This is a genomic window from Halosaccharopolyspora lacisalsi, from assembly GCF_014137975.1.
Lineage (GTDB): Bacteria > Actinomycetota > Actinomycetes > Mycobacteriales > Pseudonocardiaceae > Halosaccharopolyspora > Halosaccharopolyspora lacisalsi.
The window spans coordinates 146,393-162,631 of the sequence record NZ_JACGWZ010000006.1 but is presented as its reverse complement, the minus strand read 5'-3'; the positions used below and the strand labels follow the sequence as shown (position 1 = coordinate 162,631).

The following is a 16,239-nucleotide window of genomic DNA, read 5'->3' as shown; positions in this document are numbered from 1 at the left end:
GGTTGGTGTCGATCAGCTGGACGAAGGAGGTCGCACGTGAGCAGTGCGAGGAGGGGCTGGATCCCGACGGTTCCCAGGGGCCGCCGGGACCCGCCGCCTTCGGGCCGTCGAACGGCATCCGGGTGAACACCGAAGTGCTGGACCGCGCCTCGCGCGCGGCGGCCGACGTTCACCGACGTCCGGGCACCGACGGCCATCACCATCACGCCGACGACGCCACCTCCGAGGCGGCGGGCAGCCTGGAGCAGGAGGAATTCAAGCTCGGACCCACCCTGCTCAGAACCGGTTGGTCAGTTATGACATCCGGGCCGGCATGCACTCCGGACACGTCGGCGCGGCGATGGGAACCGACCCGGAGTTCCTGATCGAGGGGAGTTCCATCGGCGAAGCGCCGGCAAGGACGACCAAGGGTCCAGGTCACCGTGCCCGCCGGAATCGAGCTCTACCAGCAGTACGGCGACGACCTCACCGAGGAGCAGTTCCACCAGAAGGCCACGGAGACAGCGAACGAAATCGACGCGCTTCCCCAGAAGGGACCAAACAGGTCAAAAAAAGTCAATCGATAAACCACCAATGACCACCACAAAGAAAGGTGGGTGGCCACGCTCGGCGTGGTCGCATCGACACTCGGCGGCACCGTCGCAGCCCGAACACCCCCCACCAGGCTAAATGGCGCGCCAAGCACCCCGCCGAGAACCCGGTTCCGACGAACACCAACCTGCCCGAAAATTGGAACGCAGCATGCGGCAAAGACCCCGGATACCATTGGATTCGACCCCCCGCCGCAGGAAAGCTGGATGTGGGACCGGAAGCAACCGCCCCCCAAGGGCGGAGAACTCGTGAAGACCGCACACGGGTTTTCCTCCCCGGCACGAGCGACGCCTCAGTTCCACCTCGCAAACCCAAAGCAGCGAGCAGAAAACGACGTCAATTTCGGCAAAGCCAAAGGATTCACGCCAAAGCGGATTCCCCGAAATGCCGACGCGGTTCACCACTGCTGCAGCCGACCACACCTGACCAGCGAAGAACACGACACACGGATCGTACGGATGCGCTGCGGGCAGCACGTCATGCAGATCGGAGCTCCCCCCTCGATCCGCACGAGGACATCAAACGGACCGACGTCCGGATTCCCGAGCGGCCGCACGGGGTGGTCGACCGGGTCGGGCGGGCACCGACCAGAGCCGCCCCGAGGACGTGACGGACCCTGACTCTCGAAGTGCGTGTCGGGGATCAGGGGACGAATCAGCGCTCGAAGCAGCTGACCTTGACAGTGACGTCGACCCAAGCTGCCCGAGCCGCGCGCAGCGTCCACCACGGGGCACCGCCGACCTCATGCGACGCTCGGACGAGCACGGCGGCGACTCACGAGACCTCGAGCAACGCGTCCCGCACCGATCCGCAAGGTGTTCTCACGTAGCGTCATCGATCTGCTACTTTGTGTGCTCTCAGCGAGACCGAGGGAGCCGCATGTCCCGTACCACCTTCACCACACCGCACGCCGCCGCCACCTACTACCGCCAGGCCTGCGGCTGGTCCGTCGAAGCCACCGCCGAAGCCGTCCACCTTCGCGCGGGCGAGCCCGTCGAAGCTCTGCGCATGCCCGTCATGGCGGGTGTCTGCGTCCGTGACGCGCTGCGTCGTTCCGGAGCGGACGGCCCCCTGTTCGTCGCGCCGGGGCGATTCGGTCCGCTGTGGACCTTCCTCGTGCGGCCACGGCGCTCCGATCCCGACGAGATCGCGACCGACCTCACCGAGCACGGCGTCGAGTACCTCCACGCCGGACGTCCCGTCGAGCTGCCGCCCACGAACCAGCCCGGAGGGCGGTCGCACTGGCTCACCGCCGCCACCGGCCCGCTGCCCGAATACCTCACCCTCGCGGCGGCCGCCCTCGACATCCTCCGCCCTCGCCCGCTCCCGCCACTACCGGAAACCGCACCTCACACCGAAGACCCGCAGAACCCCCTCCAGGGACCGAACCGGACGAACCCGGCACCGGAGGTGGGCACCGTGCGTCCCGGCTGACGGGCACGGCTAGCCTGACACCGCGACCGTGTACCGGAATCGGGAGTTCTTCAGACAGTGCGTAGCCTCTGGCGCGCCGCCTTGGCGCTGGCGTTGCACATCGGCTTTTTCGCCCTGCCGGTGGCCCTCGTCGTCGGACTGCTCGGAAACGCCGCATACACCTACCGCTATGACACGGGCAACGGCCTGCGAGCCGGAGTCGCCGCCGCCGTCGTCACCGCCATGGTCTTCCTGGGGCTGCGTGCGGTGCTGCGCCCGCGAGCGCGGCCGCGCGGCGTCGCGATCGACAAGTCGGCGCAGCCGCAACTGTGGCGGACGATCAGCGACATCGCCGATACCACGGGTGCCCCCGCCCCCGACCGGCTCCGGATCACCTCCGAACCCCGCATCGTCCTCCGCGAGGACACCGCACTGCTGGGTCTGCACCTGCGGAGCCGCTCGCTGGAGCTCGGTCTTCCCTTCGTCGCCGGTCTCGCGGTCGACGAGCTGCGCACCGCCATCGCCCAGCAGATGACGCTCCCGGGGGGCAACGGGCTCGAACGGCTGGTGCACCGCACGGCGGCCGGCGTCGCCGCGACCACCTCCGAGCTCATCGGCGGCCCCACCAAGTGGCTTTTCAGCGGCTACGCCGGCCTGTACGCGAAGCTGACGGCCCCCGTCGAACGCGACATCCGCTTCGGGGCCGATGCCCGCGCCGCCCGCGTGGCGGGCAAACGGGTGCTGGCCACCACCCTGCGCAAGACGAGGGCGATCGAACTCGGCTGGAGCGACTACTCCGAGGAGTACCTGAGCATGGCGCTCAGCGCCGAGCGCACGCCCGACCTGCTGCTCGGGTTCCGCTCGTTCGTGGAGACCGTCGAGCGCAAGAAGCAGCTCGCCGAACGGGCCAAGGAGTCGATCCTCGAAGAGGTCGCCGAGCGCAACAGTCCCTCGACCGGAGAGCGCATCGAGGCGATCAAACGGCTGTCCGCGTCGGCTCCCGCCGAGTCCGACGACCGTCCCGGCATGGCACTGGTGCGCAATCCCCGGCAGACCGTCCCCGAGCTGGAGGACCGGCTCATGGTCGAGGGGATGGGACCTCGCGTGCCGTGGCCGGAGATGGCGCGGCTGGCCGGTGCGCGGGCAGTCGAGCGGCGGGCCGCGCGGCTGACCTCGGCGGTGCTGCAGAGCGGGGTCTCGGAGGACACGACGCTGGCCGGGGTGCTGGCCACGATCCATCGGGAGCAGGGCGGCGAACTGGTCAACCCGGTGCTGAACCCGGGAATGGACCCCGAACACCTCGACCAGGCCGTGGTCGACACGCTCACCGAACTGCTGGGTGCCGCCGTCGTCGACGCGCTGGTTCGCACCGGGCACGCCCAGCACGAGCTCGACTGGAACGGCCCCCCGAACGTCCGCCTGACCAACGGGCAGCTGCTCGATCCGGACCGGTTGGTCCGCCCCGCGGTCGCCGACCCCCGGCTGGTCCCGGGGCTGCATCGCACCCTGCTGCAGCTGGGCGTACCCCTGGATCACTCCCAGCCCGCGGCCGACGAGCCGGAAGCGACGCTGGCGGGCATCGTCAGTCCGGTGCAGTACGCCTCGAACCTGTACGAGTTGCTGGTGACCGATCGCGGCCTGCTGCTGGTGCCCAGCCACGCCGGTACCGCCCAACGACTGCTGGCCGGGGTGCTCGCCCGCGTGCGCCGCAGCGAGCACGAACAGCTCGACGAGCTCGAACGGACACCGGTCGGCGAGCTTCGCGAGCGGAGGGACGTGGAGTGGGTGGACAGTCGCGACGTCGCCACGGCCCGACTGGCCCAACGGCGCTCGGGGTGGGAGCTGTCCCTGGAGCTCTACCTCGACGACTACTCGATCTCCACGGTCGACCCGGCGAACACGAGCACGAGCGAGGACGAGCTGGCCGTGCTGGTGCTCGGCAGCACCGCCGACTCGGGGGAACGCCACGATCCGTACGAGGGTATCGGCGAGCTGATGGGGGCCCGGATGAGCGTGGACGATCAATCGGACCGTAACGAGTGAGAGCCGCCTCGCCGTCTAACTACTGCGGGTCACAAAATTCGTATCTAATGTCCTCCATTAGCGGCTACGGACTTTTTGTGAGCTCAACTACAATGGAAGATGCGTAACACCACGTCGCTCGTTGACCTCCTTCGAGACGTCCGGGCGTTCCCGTTCCGCTTGCCCGGGAACGACCGCGGACACCGGGTACGTGTGCCGTCGGGGGGTGCACGAACCCGCGGATGAGGAGGCCGTACGGCGCCGACGGAGAGCGGTGCCGACGGCCGTGGTGCCGGGTCGGTACCGGCATTTCGGGGATGCCGGTACCGACCCGGGCCTGTATGGGAGCAAGGCCGAGGTGAAGTCGACCTCGACGGTACCGGAACTGGATCGAGGCCGCCCCCTGAAACATCGGTGCGAAGGCGTCAGCGATGCTGTAACGGCGACGACCGTGCTTCGGTCACCGCGCCGCGACCGCCGATACAGGGGCGAATCACCTCGATGAGCGAGACCACACCCAAGAGCAGTCCGTTGACGCACCTGGTGACACTCGTGCGCGGGACGATCCCGCCGATGCACCCGGCCGGGCGTCCGTTCGTGCTCGGCGCCGCCGCCGCGACCCTGCTGCTACGGCGGCGCTGGCGGGCGGCAGGAGTTCTCGGAGGTATCGCCACCGCGTGGTGCGCCTGGTTCTTCCGTGAACCGCGGCGCACACCACCGACCAGATCGGGCGTGGCCGTCGCCCCGGCCGACGGCACGGTCTCGCACGTCGAGCAGGCGAGCCCGCCACCGGAGCTCGGCATGGGCGAGGCGCCCATGACCCGGGTCAGCGTGTTCCTGACCGTCTTCGACGTGCACGTGCAGCGCGTCCCGGTCACCGGGGAGGTCACCGGCCGCGTCTACCGGCCCGGCACCTTCGTCTCCGCCGACCTGGACAAGGCCAGCGAGCACAACGAGCGCAACTCGATGCTGGTGCGCTCCGACGACGGCCACGACGTCGCCGTCGTCCAGATCGCCGGACTCGTCGCCCGCCGCATCGTGTGCTCGGCGCGCGAGGGCGATCGGGTGCTGGCCGGGCACACCTACGGGTTGATCCGGTTCGGTTCTCGCGTCGACCTCTACGTCCCGAACTCCGGACGGGTCCTCGTCGAACCGGGTCAACGTACCGTCGGGGGCGAGACGACACTGGCCGAGCTGCCGTCGGCGGAACAAGCATGATCACCGTCCGCAGCAATCCGGGAGTGCGGTTCCTGCCCAACGCCATCACCGTGCTGGCGATGTGCGCGGGACTGTCGGCCGTGCAGTTCGCCCTGAACCGCCAGCTCGACGGCGCGATCGCCGCGGTCGCGGTGGCCGCCGTCCTCGACGGGTTGGACGGGCGCATCGCCCGGCTACTCGACGCGACCACGCGCATGGGTGCCGAACTGGACTCGCTGTCGGACGCGATGTCGTTCGGGGTGGCACCGGCGCTGACCCTGTACGTGTGGCAGTTGCAGGGCAACAAGGTCGGCTGGGTGGTCTCGCTGATCTTCGCGGTGTGCATGATCCTGCGGCTGGCCCGGTTCAACACGCTGCTCGACGACACCGAGAGCCCTCCTTTCAGCAAGGAGTTCTTCGTCGGCGTGCCCGCACCGGCCGCGGGGCTGCTCGCGTTGTTGCCGCTGGTGCTGACCGCCCGTTTCGGTTCGAGCGGCTGGTGGGCGTCCCAACCGGTGGTGATGGTGTGGATCGTGGCGATCGCCGTGCTGGCGGTCAGCCGAATCCCCACGCTGTCGCTGAAGACGGTCAAGGTGCCGCCGAAGATGGTGGCGCCGCTGCTCGTGCTCGTGGCCGTGCTCGCCGCCGGGATCGTCACCTTCCCGCGCGTCTCGCTGGCGCTGGCGCTGGTGCTCTACCTGGTGCACGTGCCTTACGCCGCTTACCGCCACGCGTGGCTGTCCAAGCACCCGGAGGCATGGGAGGCGCCACCGCGTGAGCGGCGCGCGATCCGCCGACGCAACCAGCGCCTCGGGCTGCGACCGCCGCTGCGGCGCAGCGTGGCGGGAGCGGCGCGGCGCGTGCGACGGCTGCCACGCCGCAACGGCCACTCCGGCGCGGACCGACGCAGCTCCCGCAGGCTGGGTCTGCGCGGCAACCGCCCCGGCTCCCGGTAACCGCGTTCCGCGAGTGCCGCCTACGCTCGGGGCGTGGGCTACCCGTCGATCACTCTGACCACTCGACTGTCCTCTTCCGCCTCGGACACCCGACGAGGTGTCGTACGGCTGCACCCCGAAGTGCTGGACGCGCTGGGACTGCGGCCCTGGGACGCCGTGCGGCTGACCGGAGCCAGGGCCACGGTCGCGCTCGCCGCGGCGACGACCCCCGGATCACCGGCCGGGGTCGTGCTGGTCGACGACCTCACGCTGATCAACCTCGGCATGACCGAGGGCACCGAGATCGCCGTCGCTCCCGCCCGGGTCGGCACCGCCACCAGCGTCACCATCGCGGGCTCCCGGATGGCCGCCGCCTCGGTCGCACCCGAGACCGTGCGCCTCGCCCTGACGGGCAAGGTCTTCACGACCGGCGACACCGTCTCGCTGCTGCCGCAGGACCTCGCCCCGAGGAACGCGAGCGGGGCCGGGCAGGTCCGCAGGAGTCTGTCGGCCGCGATCGGGGGCACCTGGACCAACGAACTGATCACCATCGCGGGCAGTGATCCCGAGGGAGCCGTCACCGTCGCGCCTTCCACGGTGCTGCGCTGGCGTGACGGCACCGAGAGCGCACCACGGCCCTCCCCCGCCGCGGCCCCCGAGCGCGCCGAGCAGTCCGCTCCCGTCGAGCAGTCCGCCCCGCCGTCCGTGGGGGTCTCCGACCTCGTCGGCTCCCGCCAGGTGGCCGACCGGCTCACCGAATGGTTGCGGCTGTCCTTCGAGCAACCCGAGCTGCTGGAACGGCTCGGTGCCGCTCCCCGGCTGGGCGTGCTGCTGAGCGGCCCGTCCGGCGTGGGCAAGGCGACGCTGGTGCGGGCGGTGACGGCCGCGGTCGGCGCCGAGCTCGTGGAGGTCGCCGCTCCCGGCATCGGCGCGCTCGAAGCCGCCACGGCCGCCCGTCGGTTCCGGGAAGCGCTCGGGCGGGCCACGGACACGGTCGAGAGCGACGCCCCGTGCGTGCTGTTGGTGACCGACGTCGACAGCCTGCTGCCCGCCACCGACCCGCCACCGCTGGCCACCGTCGTCCTCGAGGAGCTGGCGGCGGTGATCGACCGTCCGCGGCTGGCGATCGTGGCCACCAGCGCGCGGCCGGAATCCGTGGACCCGCGGTTGCGCGATCCCGACCTCGTCGACCGCGAACTCACCATCACCCAGCCGGACGGACGCACCCGCGCCGACCTGCTCCGGGTGCTGCTTCGGGAGACTCCGCTGGACACCGACGTCGACCTGGGCGAGCTCGGCGAGTACACACCGGGGTTCGTCGCCGCCGACCTCGCCGCGCTGTGCCGCGAATCGGCGGTCCGCGCCGCCCTGCGGCACCAGCACGGCAGCGAAGCCGAACAGCCCCGGTTGCGACAGCAGGACTTCCTCGACGCCGTGAGTTCCGTGCGGCCACTGTCGATGTCGGCTTCGGACAGCCTGAGCACGGGCGGGATCGGCCTCGACGACGTCGGCGACATGACCGAGGTCAAGCAGTCGCTCACCGAGACCGTGCTGTGGCCGTTGCAGTATCCGGACTCCTTCACCCGGTTGGGGGTCGATCCGCCGCGCGGGGTGCTGCTGCACGGCCCGCCGGGGTGCGGCAAGACCTTCCTCGTCCGTGCCCTCGCCGGCAGCGGCAAGCTCAACGTGCTCTCCGTCAAGGGCGCCGAACTCCTGGACAAGTGGGTCGGAGAGTCCGAGCGGGCGGTACGCGAGCTGTTCCTGCGCGCCTCGAACGCGGCTCCGTCGCTGGTGTTCCTCGACGAGGTGGACGCCCTCGCACCCCGACGCGGCCAGTCGGCGGACTCCGGGGTGAGCGACCGGGTGGTGGCCGCGCTGCTGACGGAGCTCGACGGGGTGGAGCCGATGCGCGATGTCGTCGTGGTCGGCGCGACGAACCGGCCGGAACTGGTGGATCCGGCGCTGACCAGGCCGGGAAGGCTGGAACGGATGGTGGCCGTTCCCCCTCCGGACTCCGCCGCGCGGGCGGAGATCCTGCGTTCGGCGGCGAAGAACACCCCGCTGACCCCCGATGTGGACCTCACGGCGCTGGCCGCGCGTCTGGAGGGCTACTCGGCGGCCGACTGCGCGGCGCTGATCCGCGAGGCAGCGCTGACTGCGATGCGCGAGTCGCTGTCCGCCGCCGAGGTCCGCGCGAACCACTTGGAGACCGCACGGGCCACCGTGCGTCCCTCCCTGGACGCGGAACAGCTCACCGCCTTCGACGGCTACTTCTGAGGCACCGGGTGCCGACTACACGGACGGGCGAATCCCGAAGTCACTTGCCGGGTTCGGGGCCGTCGTAGTCCTTGGTCACGATCACGATGATCCCGGGGCTCGCCTGCTCGATGCCGTCGAAGCGCGGCTTCGCGCTGGCTCCGAAACGCTCGGCGACCGCCTCGGCCCGAGCCTTCTCCGGGGTCCCGGGCCGGTAGTAGACCGTGGTCTCGGGGATGAGGCCCGAGTAGTTGTCGATCTCGGTCACCTTGTACCCGACCGCGCGGAAGTCGGCGGCGGCCCGGTGCGCGAGATCGCGGATCTTGCTGTTGTTGTAGACCCGGAGGGCGACCCGCGAATCGGACGACTGCTCGGGCTCCTGCGGGCGCGGCCGCTCGGGCGTCCCCTCGGCCGGTGGTCGCGGGGGCGCCTGCGACCGGGACTGCGACCGGGACGGTTCCCGCGGGGCGCTCGTCTCCGGTGCCGGGGCACGATTCTTCTCGGAGGAGGGAGTCGGAGGCTTCGGGGAATCGGCCTCGGACGTGGGGTGCGGTGTCGAAGAGGACGCGGGCGGGTTCGTGGTCACACCGGTGGGCTGCGCGGTGTTGTGCGTCTCCCCCGTCATCATCGTCCCCACGCCGAACACGGCCGCGAGCGCGCCGATGCCGACAAGTACGTATCCGCCGATCTTGGCCGCCGACGGGCCGGCCGGTGGTTCCCCGGATGTCATGAGTGCTCGCTTCCCCATTGTCGTGCGGAGCCCGCGTGCTGCCGGTTCTTCCGCACCCTACTCAGCCGCTTGATCAACATCGGATCCGCCCGCACCGCGGCCGGTTTGTCCACCAGCGCGTCGAGCAACCGTCCGTAATGCGTCAGCGACATGTCGAACAGCTCTCGCACGGCGCGTTCCTTCTCCCCGGAAGCCTTCCACCACTGACGTTCGAAGGCCATGACGCCCCGTTCACGGGCCGTGAGATCACCGCTCGAACCGTGCTCCTCCGGCTTGACGGGTCGCTCGATCGGTTGCGTCGCGGGGTCCACGGCGCGCAGGCGTCGGCCCTGTGCCTCGTCCGGCTCGACACCACGCGCCAGCTGCTCACACTGGCGAGCGATCTCCTTCGCGGTCAGCATCTGGGCGGCGTCCATGTAACTCCAAGCCTCACTCACGGCCCAACGAGCGGGAGAATCACAACGCTGTAATTCCCACCCCTCATTACAACACGTCATGATCCATAACGCGGACGCGTCACGCATCTCATCCGGGATCGGTGCCGGGCGATAAGGTTTCGCGCATGGCTGTACACCCGATCCGCATCGTCGGCGAACCGGTGCTGCACACTCCGACACGCCCGGTCGAGCGCTTCGACGACGAACTGCGCACCCTGGTCGAGGACATGTTCGAGACCATGAGCGCGGCCAACGGGGTCGGGCTGGCCGCCAACCAGATCGGCGTCGACCTGCGGTTGTTCGTCTACGACTGCCCCGACGACGAGGACGTGTACCACCGGGGTGTGATCGTGAACCCGGCGCTGGAGACCAGCACGATCCCGGAGGGGATGCCCGACCCCGAGGACGACTGGGAGGGGTGCCTGTCGGTACCCGGGGAGTCCTTCCCGACCGGGCGAGCCGACTGGGCGAGGGTCACCGGGTCCGACGCGGACGGCAAGCCGATCGAGGTCGAGGGCACGGGGCACTTCGCCCGCTGCCTGCAGCACGAGACCGACCACCTGGACGGTCACCTCTACCTGAGCAGGTTGGTCGGCCGCAACGCGCGCGCGGCAAAGAAGACCGTCAAGCGCAACGGCTGGGGCGTTCCGGGGCTCTCCTGGGATCCGAGCGAGGAGGCCGACCCGTTCGACGAGGGCTGACCCGGCACGGCAGCGCTCTTTAGAACTCGGCGGTGTCCAGAATCAGGTCGAACGGCTCCGGCAGCGCGATCTTCTCGCCGAAGGGAACGCTGAGCAGGTGCCGGTACCGCCCCTCAGCGGGCTCGGAGTACAGCATGACCGTCGGCTCTCCTTCGGCGAACCGGTCGATGAGCAGGTACAGCGGCACCTCGGCGTGCGCGTAGCCCCGGAGCTTGGTCTTGCGGTCGGTCCCCGGGTTGCCCTTCGAGGTGATCTCCACCGCGAGCAGCGCGTACTCCATCGGGATCGGGGCGGGCTCGTCCTCCGGCGGTAGCCGATCTATCCGCTCCCGGGGAATGACCACCAGGTCGGGAATGAACAGGCCACTACGCGTCGGGACGGACACTCCCGCGGTCTGGAAGATCTCCCAGTCATCCGGGGGCCCCGTGAACAAGTGCGCGGTGCACGTAACTGGCGATCAAGTTGTGGCCGTGTCCTGGCGGCGGGGTCATGACGATGCTCTCCTCGATGACCTCCGCACGCCAGCCTCGGGCACGTCGAGCCCCCGCCAGGTCTCGACCAGGTTCTCCCGGGGCGAGGGCGAGAGGATCGGGGCAGCACACATAGTGCGGTTACCTCCTGTGCCGTTGTCACCGCGCACCGTATCCACCTACCCCGACAGGAAATCGTCTCGGCTGCTCACAGCGTAGCCGCGAACTCCTCCCCGCGGCGACACTTGCGGACGGCCCGACAACTACTAGTGTGTGCGACCGGGCCCAGGGCCCATCGACAACGACAACCGCGGGAGCTCGCACCCGAAGCGGGCTGAGAGGGCGGCTGGACGAGTTCCGGCGCCGCCGACCGCAGAACCTGACCGGGTAATACCGGCGTAGGGAGTGAGACGGCCATGGCCGACGTGTCTCCGATCAGCACCGATCAGTCCGACGCTCGACCCGCCATCACCACCGGAGCCATCCGTGGCTCGCACAAGACCCACCACACCACCGAGTCCGGCCTGAAGGTGCCCGCCAGGCGCATCGAACTGTCCAACGGCGAGCACCTCGACGTCTACGACACCTCGGGGGCCTACACCGACGACCAGCGGCACATCGACGTCCACAGTGGGCTCCATCGCGCTCGTGCCGGGTGGGCCGACGGACGCGAGAACCGCACCCAGCTCGAACGGGCGCGGGACGGCGCGATCACCCGCGAGATGGAGTTCATCGCCACCCGCGAGAACGTCAGCGGCGAGCTCGTCCGCGACGAGGTCGCGCGCGGACGCGCGGTGATCCCGGCCAATCGCTGCCACCCGGAGAGCGAGCCGATGATCATCGGCAAGAACTTCCTGGTGAAGGTCAACGCCAACATCGGCAACTCCGCCGTGAGCTCCTCGATCGAGGAGGAGGTGGAGAAGATGGTCTGGGCCAGCCGCTGGGGCGCCGACACGATCATGGACCTGTCCACCGGCAGGCACATCCACGAGACGCGCGAGTCGATCATGCGCAACTCCCCGGTCCCGGTCGGCACCGTGCCGATCTACCAGGCGATGGAGAAGGTCGACGGCGATCCGGCCAAGCTCACCTGGGAGATCTACCGGGACACCGTGATCGAGCAGTGCGAGCAGGGCGTGGACTACATGACCGTGCACGCGGGGGTGCTGCTGCGCTACGTGCCGCTGACCGCCCAGCGCGTCACCGGCATCGTCTCGCGCGGCGGATCGATCATGGCGGCCTGGTGCCTGGCCCACCACCAGGAGAGCTTCCTGTACACGCACTACTCGGAGCTCTGCGAGATCCTGCGTTCCTACGACGTCACGTTCTCGCTCGGTGACGGCCTGCGCCCCGGCTCCATCGCCGACGCCAACGACCGCGCCCAGTTCGCGGAACTGGAGACCCTCGGCGAGCTGACCCACATCGCCCGCGACCACGGCGTGCAGGTGATGATCGAGGGCCCCGGCCACGTCCCGATGGACAAGATCACCGAGAACGTGCGCCTGGAGGAGGAGCTCTGCGGCGAGGCCCCGTTCTACACGCTCGGTCCGCTGGCCACCGACATCGCGCCCGCCTACGACCACATCACCTCGGCCATCGGCGCGGCCGACATCGCCCGGGCCGGAACGGCGATGCTGTGCTACGTCACGCCGAAGGAGCACCTCGGGCTGCCCAACCGCGACGACGTCAAGACCGGCGTGATCACCTACAAGATCGCGGCGCACTCCGCCGACCTCGCCAAGGGACACCCGCGGGCGCAGGAGCGCGACGACGCGCTGTCGAAGTCCCGGTTCGAGTTCCGGTGGAACGACCAGTTCAACCTCGCGCTCGACCCGGACACCGCCCAGGCCTTCCACGACGAGACGCTGCCCGCCGAGCCGGCCAAGACGGCCCACTTCTGCTCCATGTGCGGGCCGAAGTTCTGCTCGATGAAGATCACCCAGGACGTGCGCGACTACGCCGAGAAGTACGGCCTGACCAGCGTCGAGGCCATCGACGCCGGCATGCGGGAGAAGTCCGGGGAATTCGTCGAGGAAGGCGGGCGGGTGTACCTGCCCGTCGCGGAGTGACCAGCCGCCGCTGAGCGGTGCCCGACCCCTCTCCACGCCAGGGTCGTGGCGATTTTCCCTGAAGTTGTGCCACAACTTTAGGGAAAATCGCACCCTCCCGCGGAAGGGCGGAGCGTGCGACCAGCAGTACCGCCGAGACCACGTAGCATGAGTCCGATGCACGATGAGCAGGAACGACACTCCCACGAGGCCCGTCCCGCCAACGATCCGGCGCCGCCCACGGCGCTGACGATCGCCGGGTCGGACTCCGGTGGCAGCGCGGGAATGCACGCCGACCTGCGCGCCTTCTTCGCCTGCGGTGTGCACGGGATGACCGCCGTGACAGCGGTGACCGTGCAGAACACCGTGGGAGTCGACGACGTCGTCGAGATCCCGTCCGAGACGGTCGCCGCGCAGATCGACTCCGTGGCCGCCGACATCGGCGTGAACGCCGCCAAGACCGGCGTGCTGGCCTCGGCCGCGACCATCGACGCCGTGGTCTCTGCCTGTGACGCGCACGGCATCGGACGCGGCGGGCACGCCCCGTTCGTCGTCGACCCGGTGGCGGCTTCGCGCGGCGGAGATCCGCTGCTGCGCACCGACGCCCTCGACGCGCTGCGCTACCGGGCCTTCCCGCGCGCCACGCTGGTGACGCCCAACCTGGACGAGGTACGGCTGCTCACCGGTATCGACGCGCGCACCCGCTCGGAACTGTGGGACGCGGCCAAGGCGATCTACGACTTCGGGCCGGAATGGGTGCTCATCAAGAGCGGGCACCTGCGCGACGATCCCGAGTGCGTCGACCTGCTCTTCGACGGTCACGAGGTCACGCCGCTGACCGGGCCGCGGTACTCCACAGTGCACACTCACGGCGCCGGGGACGCGTTCGCCTCCGCCACGACGGCGGCACTGGCCAGGGGCGCCACCGTTCCCGAAGCCGTGCGGCAGGGCAAGCGCTTCGTCACCCGCTCGGTCGAACACGCCTACCCGCTGGGATCCGGCGTCGGACCGGTGTCGATGTTCTGGCGCAACAGCCCGCGTTCGATCTGAGCGGACGCCCTCCACGCGGCCCGACGGATCCGAACAACACCTGAACGAGTGACTCTCGTCCCGACGAAGTAACTTCACACCCGCACGCGTTCGACACACCTGGTGAGACGCGAGACGCCCGACGGACGCCCACCACGCGGTTGCGCGTATCACCGCGACTCCACTACAGGAACGATCGACGACGTGGCTGGATCGGCGTGAAACGAATACGAGAACTGCTCGCCACCGAAGCGGGTGCACCGGACCCGCGGCAGCACCAGTACACCGTGATGGTCGTGCTCGCCGCCGTGGTGACCACCGCCGCCGGCTGGGCGCTGGACCTGCGCACTCCCGCTCTGATCGCCGGCTTGACGGCCGTGTTCACGCTCGTCGGCGCGGGCGGCCAGTCGCTGCGCGCCGACCTGCGTCGCTTCGTCCGGCTGGCTCCCGTCCTGGTGCTGGTCATGGCCGGCGGCCCCCTGCTGCTCGACGTGCCGGTGCTGGCCGGACTGTTCGTCGCCGTCATCGTGTTCGGCGCGGGAATGCTGCCCGCGCTCGGCGAGCACCACCGCATCGTGGGGCAGACGGTCGCCGCCGCCACCCTGGTTTCGACCACCACCAGCATCGGAACCGAGCAGTCACCCCCGATGCTGGTCGGCTCCGCGGTGCTCGGTGCGCTGTTCGCCCTGCTGCTGCGAATCGTGCTCGGCCTCGGTGACCCCACCAGGGCGACCCGGGCGGCGGTGGCTCGCACGCTGGTACAGCCGGGGCCGGGGGTGATCGAACAGTCCGCGGCGGTGTGGCGCGCCGACGGCGGGGTCACCTGGTTGGGTCAGGTGCTGGCCGGGGCGGCACGGTTCCGCGCGGCCAGGGAGACGCTGCTCGCGCAGGCCCAGCGGGCGAACCGCACCGAGGCCGACCGATTGCGCCAGATCGTGGCCGAGGCCGATCTCGTGGCCGACGAGCTGGCCAAGGCCGTCCGGTCCCGGTCCTGCACCGGCCTACCGTCCCTCGCGCGCATGAACCCGGCCGACTCCGTGGTGCAGCACGGGACGGACGTCCCCGACACCGTCAGGGGCATCAACGAGGGGCTGCACCGGGTCCGCTCCGCCGTGATCGACCGGGACACCACGAGCACCGCCCCCGCCACACCGGGCGGCACCCGGCAGCGGGCGAGCAGCGCTGTACGAGCGCACCTGTCGTTTCGCTCCTCGCTGTTCCGGCACGCGTCGCGCTGCACGCTGGCGGTCGCGGCCGGACTGGTCCTCGTGTTCCTGATGCACGACCCGTCCGCCTCCACGCTGCTGCTGAGCCTGTACGTCGTCCTGCAACCGGCGGCCCGCGACAGCATGAACGGAGCGCTGGAACGCACCGGAGGTGCCGTGCTCGGGGTCACCGCCCTGGCCGTGGTCATCACGCTGCTTCCCGGTGTTTTCCTGCTCGTTCCCGTCGCGATCGGCGTGATGTTGCTGGGTGTCGACCAGCTTCGCGGGGACTACCGGTTGCTGCTGGGCGCTCTCATCGGCATCACCGTCGGCGACCAGGCGATGGGCGTGCAGCGCTCGCTGGTCGACGCGGCCATCAGCTTCGCGGCCAACACCGCCATCGGCGCGGCCGTCGCGCTCGTCGTCGGTTTCGTCAGTTACGTGGTGCTGCCCGGCAGCCTCGTCCCCGACGTGCGCGGTACCGTGCGCGCGACCGTGTGGTCGCTGTCGGAACTGCTGCGCAGTGTGCGCGCCGCCGGACGTGGCGTGGAGCCGCGACAGGCGTTGCGGTCCGCGCACGTATTGGCGCTGCGCCGTACGCAGGATCTGCTGGGAATGCCCGCACTGCTCGAAGGGGCGGACGGCGCGGAGATCGAGCACGGCGACGAGGCCACGGTCCGCGAAGCGGCAGTGGCGCTGGACGCGCTGCGCCAGGACCTCGCGACACTGGTCTTCCGGCCGGATCTGGAACTCGCGGTGGCCGTACCGGCCCTGCAAGCCGTCGACACGCTGCTCGGTGGCGACACGACCGCCACGATTCCGGACGTGCCTTCCAGCAACGTCCCGGCGACCGAGTTGCTGGCGAGCTCGCTGCTGGAAAACGCGCTGCACGCGCGCGCCGCCATCGACCAGACGCTGGGCTACCCCGAACCCTGGAAGAGCTACACGATCTCCTTCGTCCGCCCCGAACGCCTGCACATCCGGTGAGGGGCGGCTCCGCAAAGCACATCTTCCCGTGCCCAGAATTTCAACACGAAAAGAACGCCCTCTCGTGAACTTCGAATAACAATCACGAACAAAAACCAGTACAGTGATTAGCTACATCGCGAACGGTCTTTCCTGCTTCCACCACGGGGAGGTACGGTCCACACGCCGTCAGTGTTGCCGACCCGCCGAGAAGATGGGGCGGAAACACGTTTTTCGAG

At 69.7% G+C, this 16,239-nt stretch carries 13 protein-coding genes; 10 read left to right on the top strand and 3 right to left on the bottom strand.

The genetic code is table 11. The features are described from left to right. Positions 1-2: 2 nt before the first annotated feature. From FHX42_RS19625 to FHX42_RS19600, 6 genes are all read left to right on the top strand, one after another. On the top strand, positions 3-365 hold the full coding sequence (locus FHX42_RS19625; RefSeq protein ID WP_182545896.1) for a hypothetical protein: 363 nt from the start codon (positions 3-5) through the stop codon (positions 363-365). 1,105 nt (positions 366-1,470) lie between these two features. Continuing rightward, a complete protein-coding gene (locus FHX42_RS19620) occupies positions 1,471-2,025 on the top strand; it encodes a hypothetical protein (protein ID WP_182545895.1) in 555 nt (184 codons plus the stop codon). 57 nt (positions 2,026-2,082) lie between these two features. Further along, positions 2,083-4,047 (top strand): M48 family metallopeptidase, encoded by a 1,965-nt coding sequence (locus tag FHX42_RS19615; protein WP_182545894.1) that lies wholly within the window; start codon positions 2,083-2,085, stop codon positions 4,045-4,047. Between the two features lie 480 nt (positions 4,048-4,527). Beyond that, a complete protein-coding gene (locus tag FHX42_RS19610; protein WP_182545893.1) occupies positions 4,528-5,244 on the top strand; it encodes a phosphatidylserine decarboxylase in 717 nt (238 codons plus the stop codon). Further along, complete coding sequence (gene pssA / locus FHX42_RS19605; protein ID WP_182545892.1) at positions 5,241-6,179, top strand: CDP-diacylglycerol--serine O-phosphatidyltransferase; 939 nt, start codon at positions 5,241-5,243, stop codon at positions 6,177-6,179. Before FHX42_RS19610 ends, pssA begins: the two co-directional genes overlap by 4 nt. A gap of 33 nt (positions 6,180-6,212) precedes the next feature. Then, positions 6,213-8,435, top strand: a complete 2,223-nt coding sequence (locus FHX42_RS19600; protein WP_182545891.1) for an AAA family ATPase — start codon at positions 6,213-6,215, stop codon at positions 8,433-8,435. A 40-nt stretch (positions 8,436-8,475) separates the two neighbouring features. Here the strand turns inward: FHX42_RS19600 and FHX42_RS19595 are convergent, their stop codons facing one another. Together FHX42_RS19595 and FHX42_RS19590 are read right to left on the bottom strand one after the other, a co-directional pair. Further along, positions 8,476-9,144: a LytR C-terminal domain-containing protein gene (locus FHX42_RS19595; protein ID WP_182545890.1), complete on the bottom strand. Its 669-nt coding sequence runs from the start codon at positions 9,142-9,144 to the stop codon at positions 8,476-8,478. Then, a complete protein-coding gene (locus tag FHX42_RS19590; RefSeq protein ID WP_328796431.1) occupies positions 9,141-9,581 on the bottom strand; it encodes a DUF3263 domain-containing protein in 441 nt (146 codons plus the stop codon). The genes FHX42_RS19595 and FHX42_RS19590 overlap by 4 nt, the downstream gene beginning before the upstream one ends. 125 nt (positions 9,582-9,706) lie before the next feature. Here FHX42_RS19590 and FHX42_RS19585 point away from each other — a divergent pair, with 125 nt between their 5' ends. After that, positions 9,707-10,282 carry a peptide deformylase gene (locus FHX42_RS19585; RefSeq protein ID WP_182545889.1) on the top strand — a complete coding sequence of 192 codons (576 nt, stop codon included), beginning with the start codon at positions 9,707-9,709 and terminating at the stop codon, positions 10,280-10,282. Between the two features lie 19 nt (positions 10,283-10,301). On the opposite strand, the gene FHX42_RS19580 is transcribed toward FHX42_RS19585, so the two are convergent. Then, positions 10,302-10,715 carry a Uma2 family endonuclease gene (locus FHX42_RS19580; protein WP_235987577.1) on the bottom strand — a complete coding sequence of 138 codons (414 nt, stop codon included), beginning with the start codon at positions 10,713-10,715 and terminating at the stop codon, positions 10,302-10,304. Positions 10,716-11,168: 453 nt separating this feature from the next. Here FHX42_RS19580 and thiC point away from each other — a divergent pair, with 453 nt between their 5' ends. The 3 genes from thiC to FHX42_RS19565 all read left to right on the top strand — a co-directional run bounded on the left by thiC (position 11,169) and on the right by FHX42_RS19565 (position 16,021). Beyond that, complete coding sequence (thiC, locus tag FHX42_RS19575) at positions 11,169-12,821, top strand: phosphomethylpyrimidine synthase ThiC (protein WP_182545888.1); 1,653 nt, start codon at positions 11,169-11,171, stop codon at positions 12,819-12,821. A gap of 156 nt (positions 12,822-12,977) precedes the next feature. Continuing rightward, positions 12,978-13,850, top strand: coding sequence for a bifunctional hydroxymethylpyrimidine kinase/phosphomethylpyrimidine kinase (gene thiD, locus FHX42_RS19570; RefSeq protein WP_182545887.1), 873 nt, complete (start codon positions 12,978-12,980; stop codon positions 13,848-13,850). 197 nt (positions 13,851-14,047) lie between these two features. Beyond that, positions 14,048-16,021: an FUSC family protein gene (locus tag FHX42_RS19565; RefSeq protein WP_328796429.1), complete on the top strand. Its 1,974-nt coding sequence runs from the start codon at positions 14,048-14,050 to the stop codon at positions 16,019-16,021. The last annotated feature ends 218 nt before the right edge of the window (positions 16,022-16,239 follow it).

Coding starts and splice junctions, on each gene's coding strand:
- thiD (WP_182545887.1), top strand. CDS start 12,978: ATGCACGATGAGCAGGAACGACACTCCCACGAGGCCCGTCCCGCCAAC.
- FHX42_RS19610 (WP_182545893.1), top strand. CDS start 4,528: ATGAGCGAGACCACACCCAAGAGCAGTCCGTTGACGCACCTGGTGACA.
- thiC (WP_182545888.1), top strand. CDS start 11,169: ATGGCCGACGTGTCTCCGATCAGCACCGATCAGTCCGACGCTCGACCC.
- FHX42_RS19585 (WP_182545889.1), top strand. CDS start 9,707: ATGGCTGTACACCCGATCCGCATCGTCGGCGAACCGGTGCTGCACACT.
- FHX42_RS19595 (WP_182545890.1), bottom strand. CDS start 9,144: ATGACATCCGGGGAACCACCGGCCGGCCCGTCGGCGGCCAAGATCGGC.
- FHX42_RS19620 (WP_182545895.1), top strand. CDS start 1,471: ATGTCCCGTACCACCTTCACCACACCGCACGCCGCCGCCACCTACTAC.
- pssA (WP_182545892.1), top strand. CDS start 5,241: ATGATCACCGTCCGCAGCAATCCGGGAGTGCGGTTCCTGCCCAACGCC.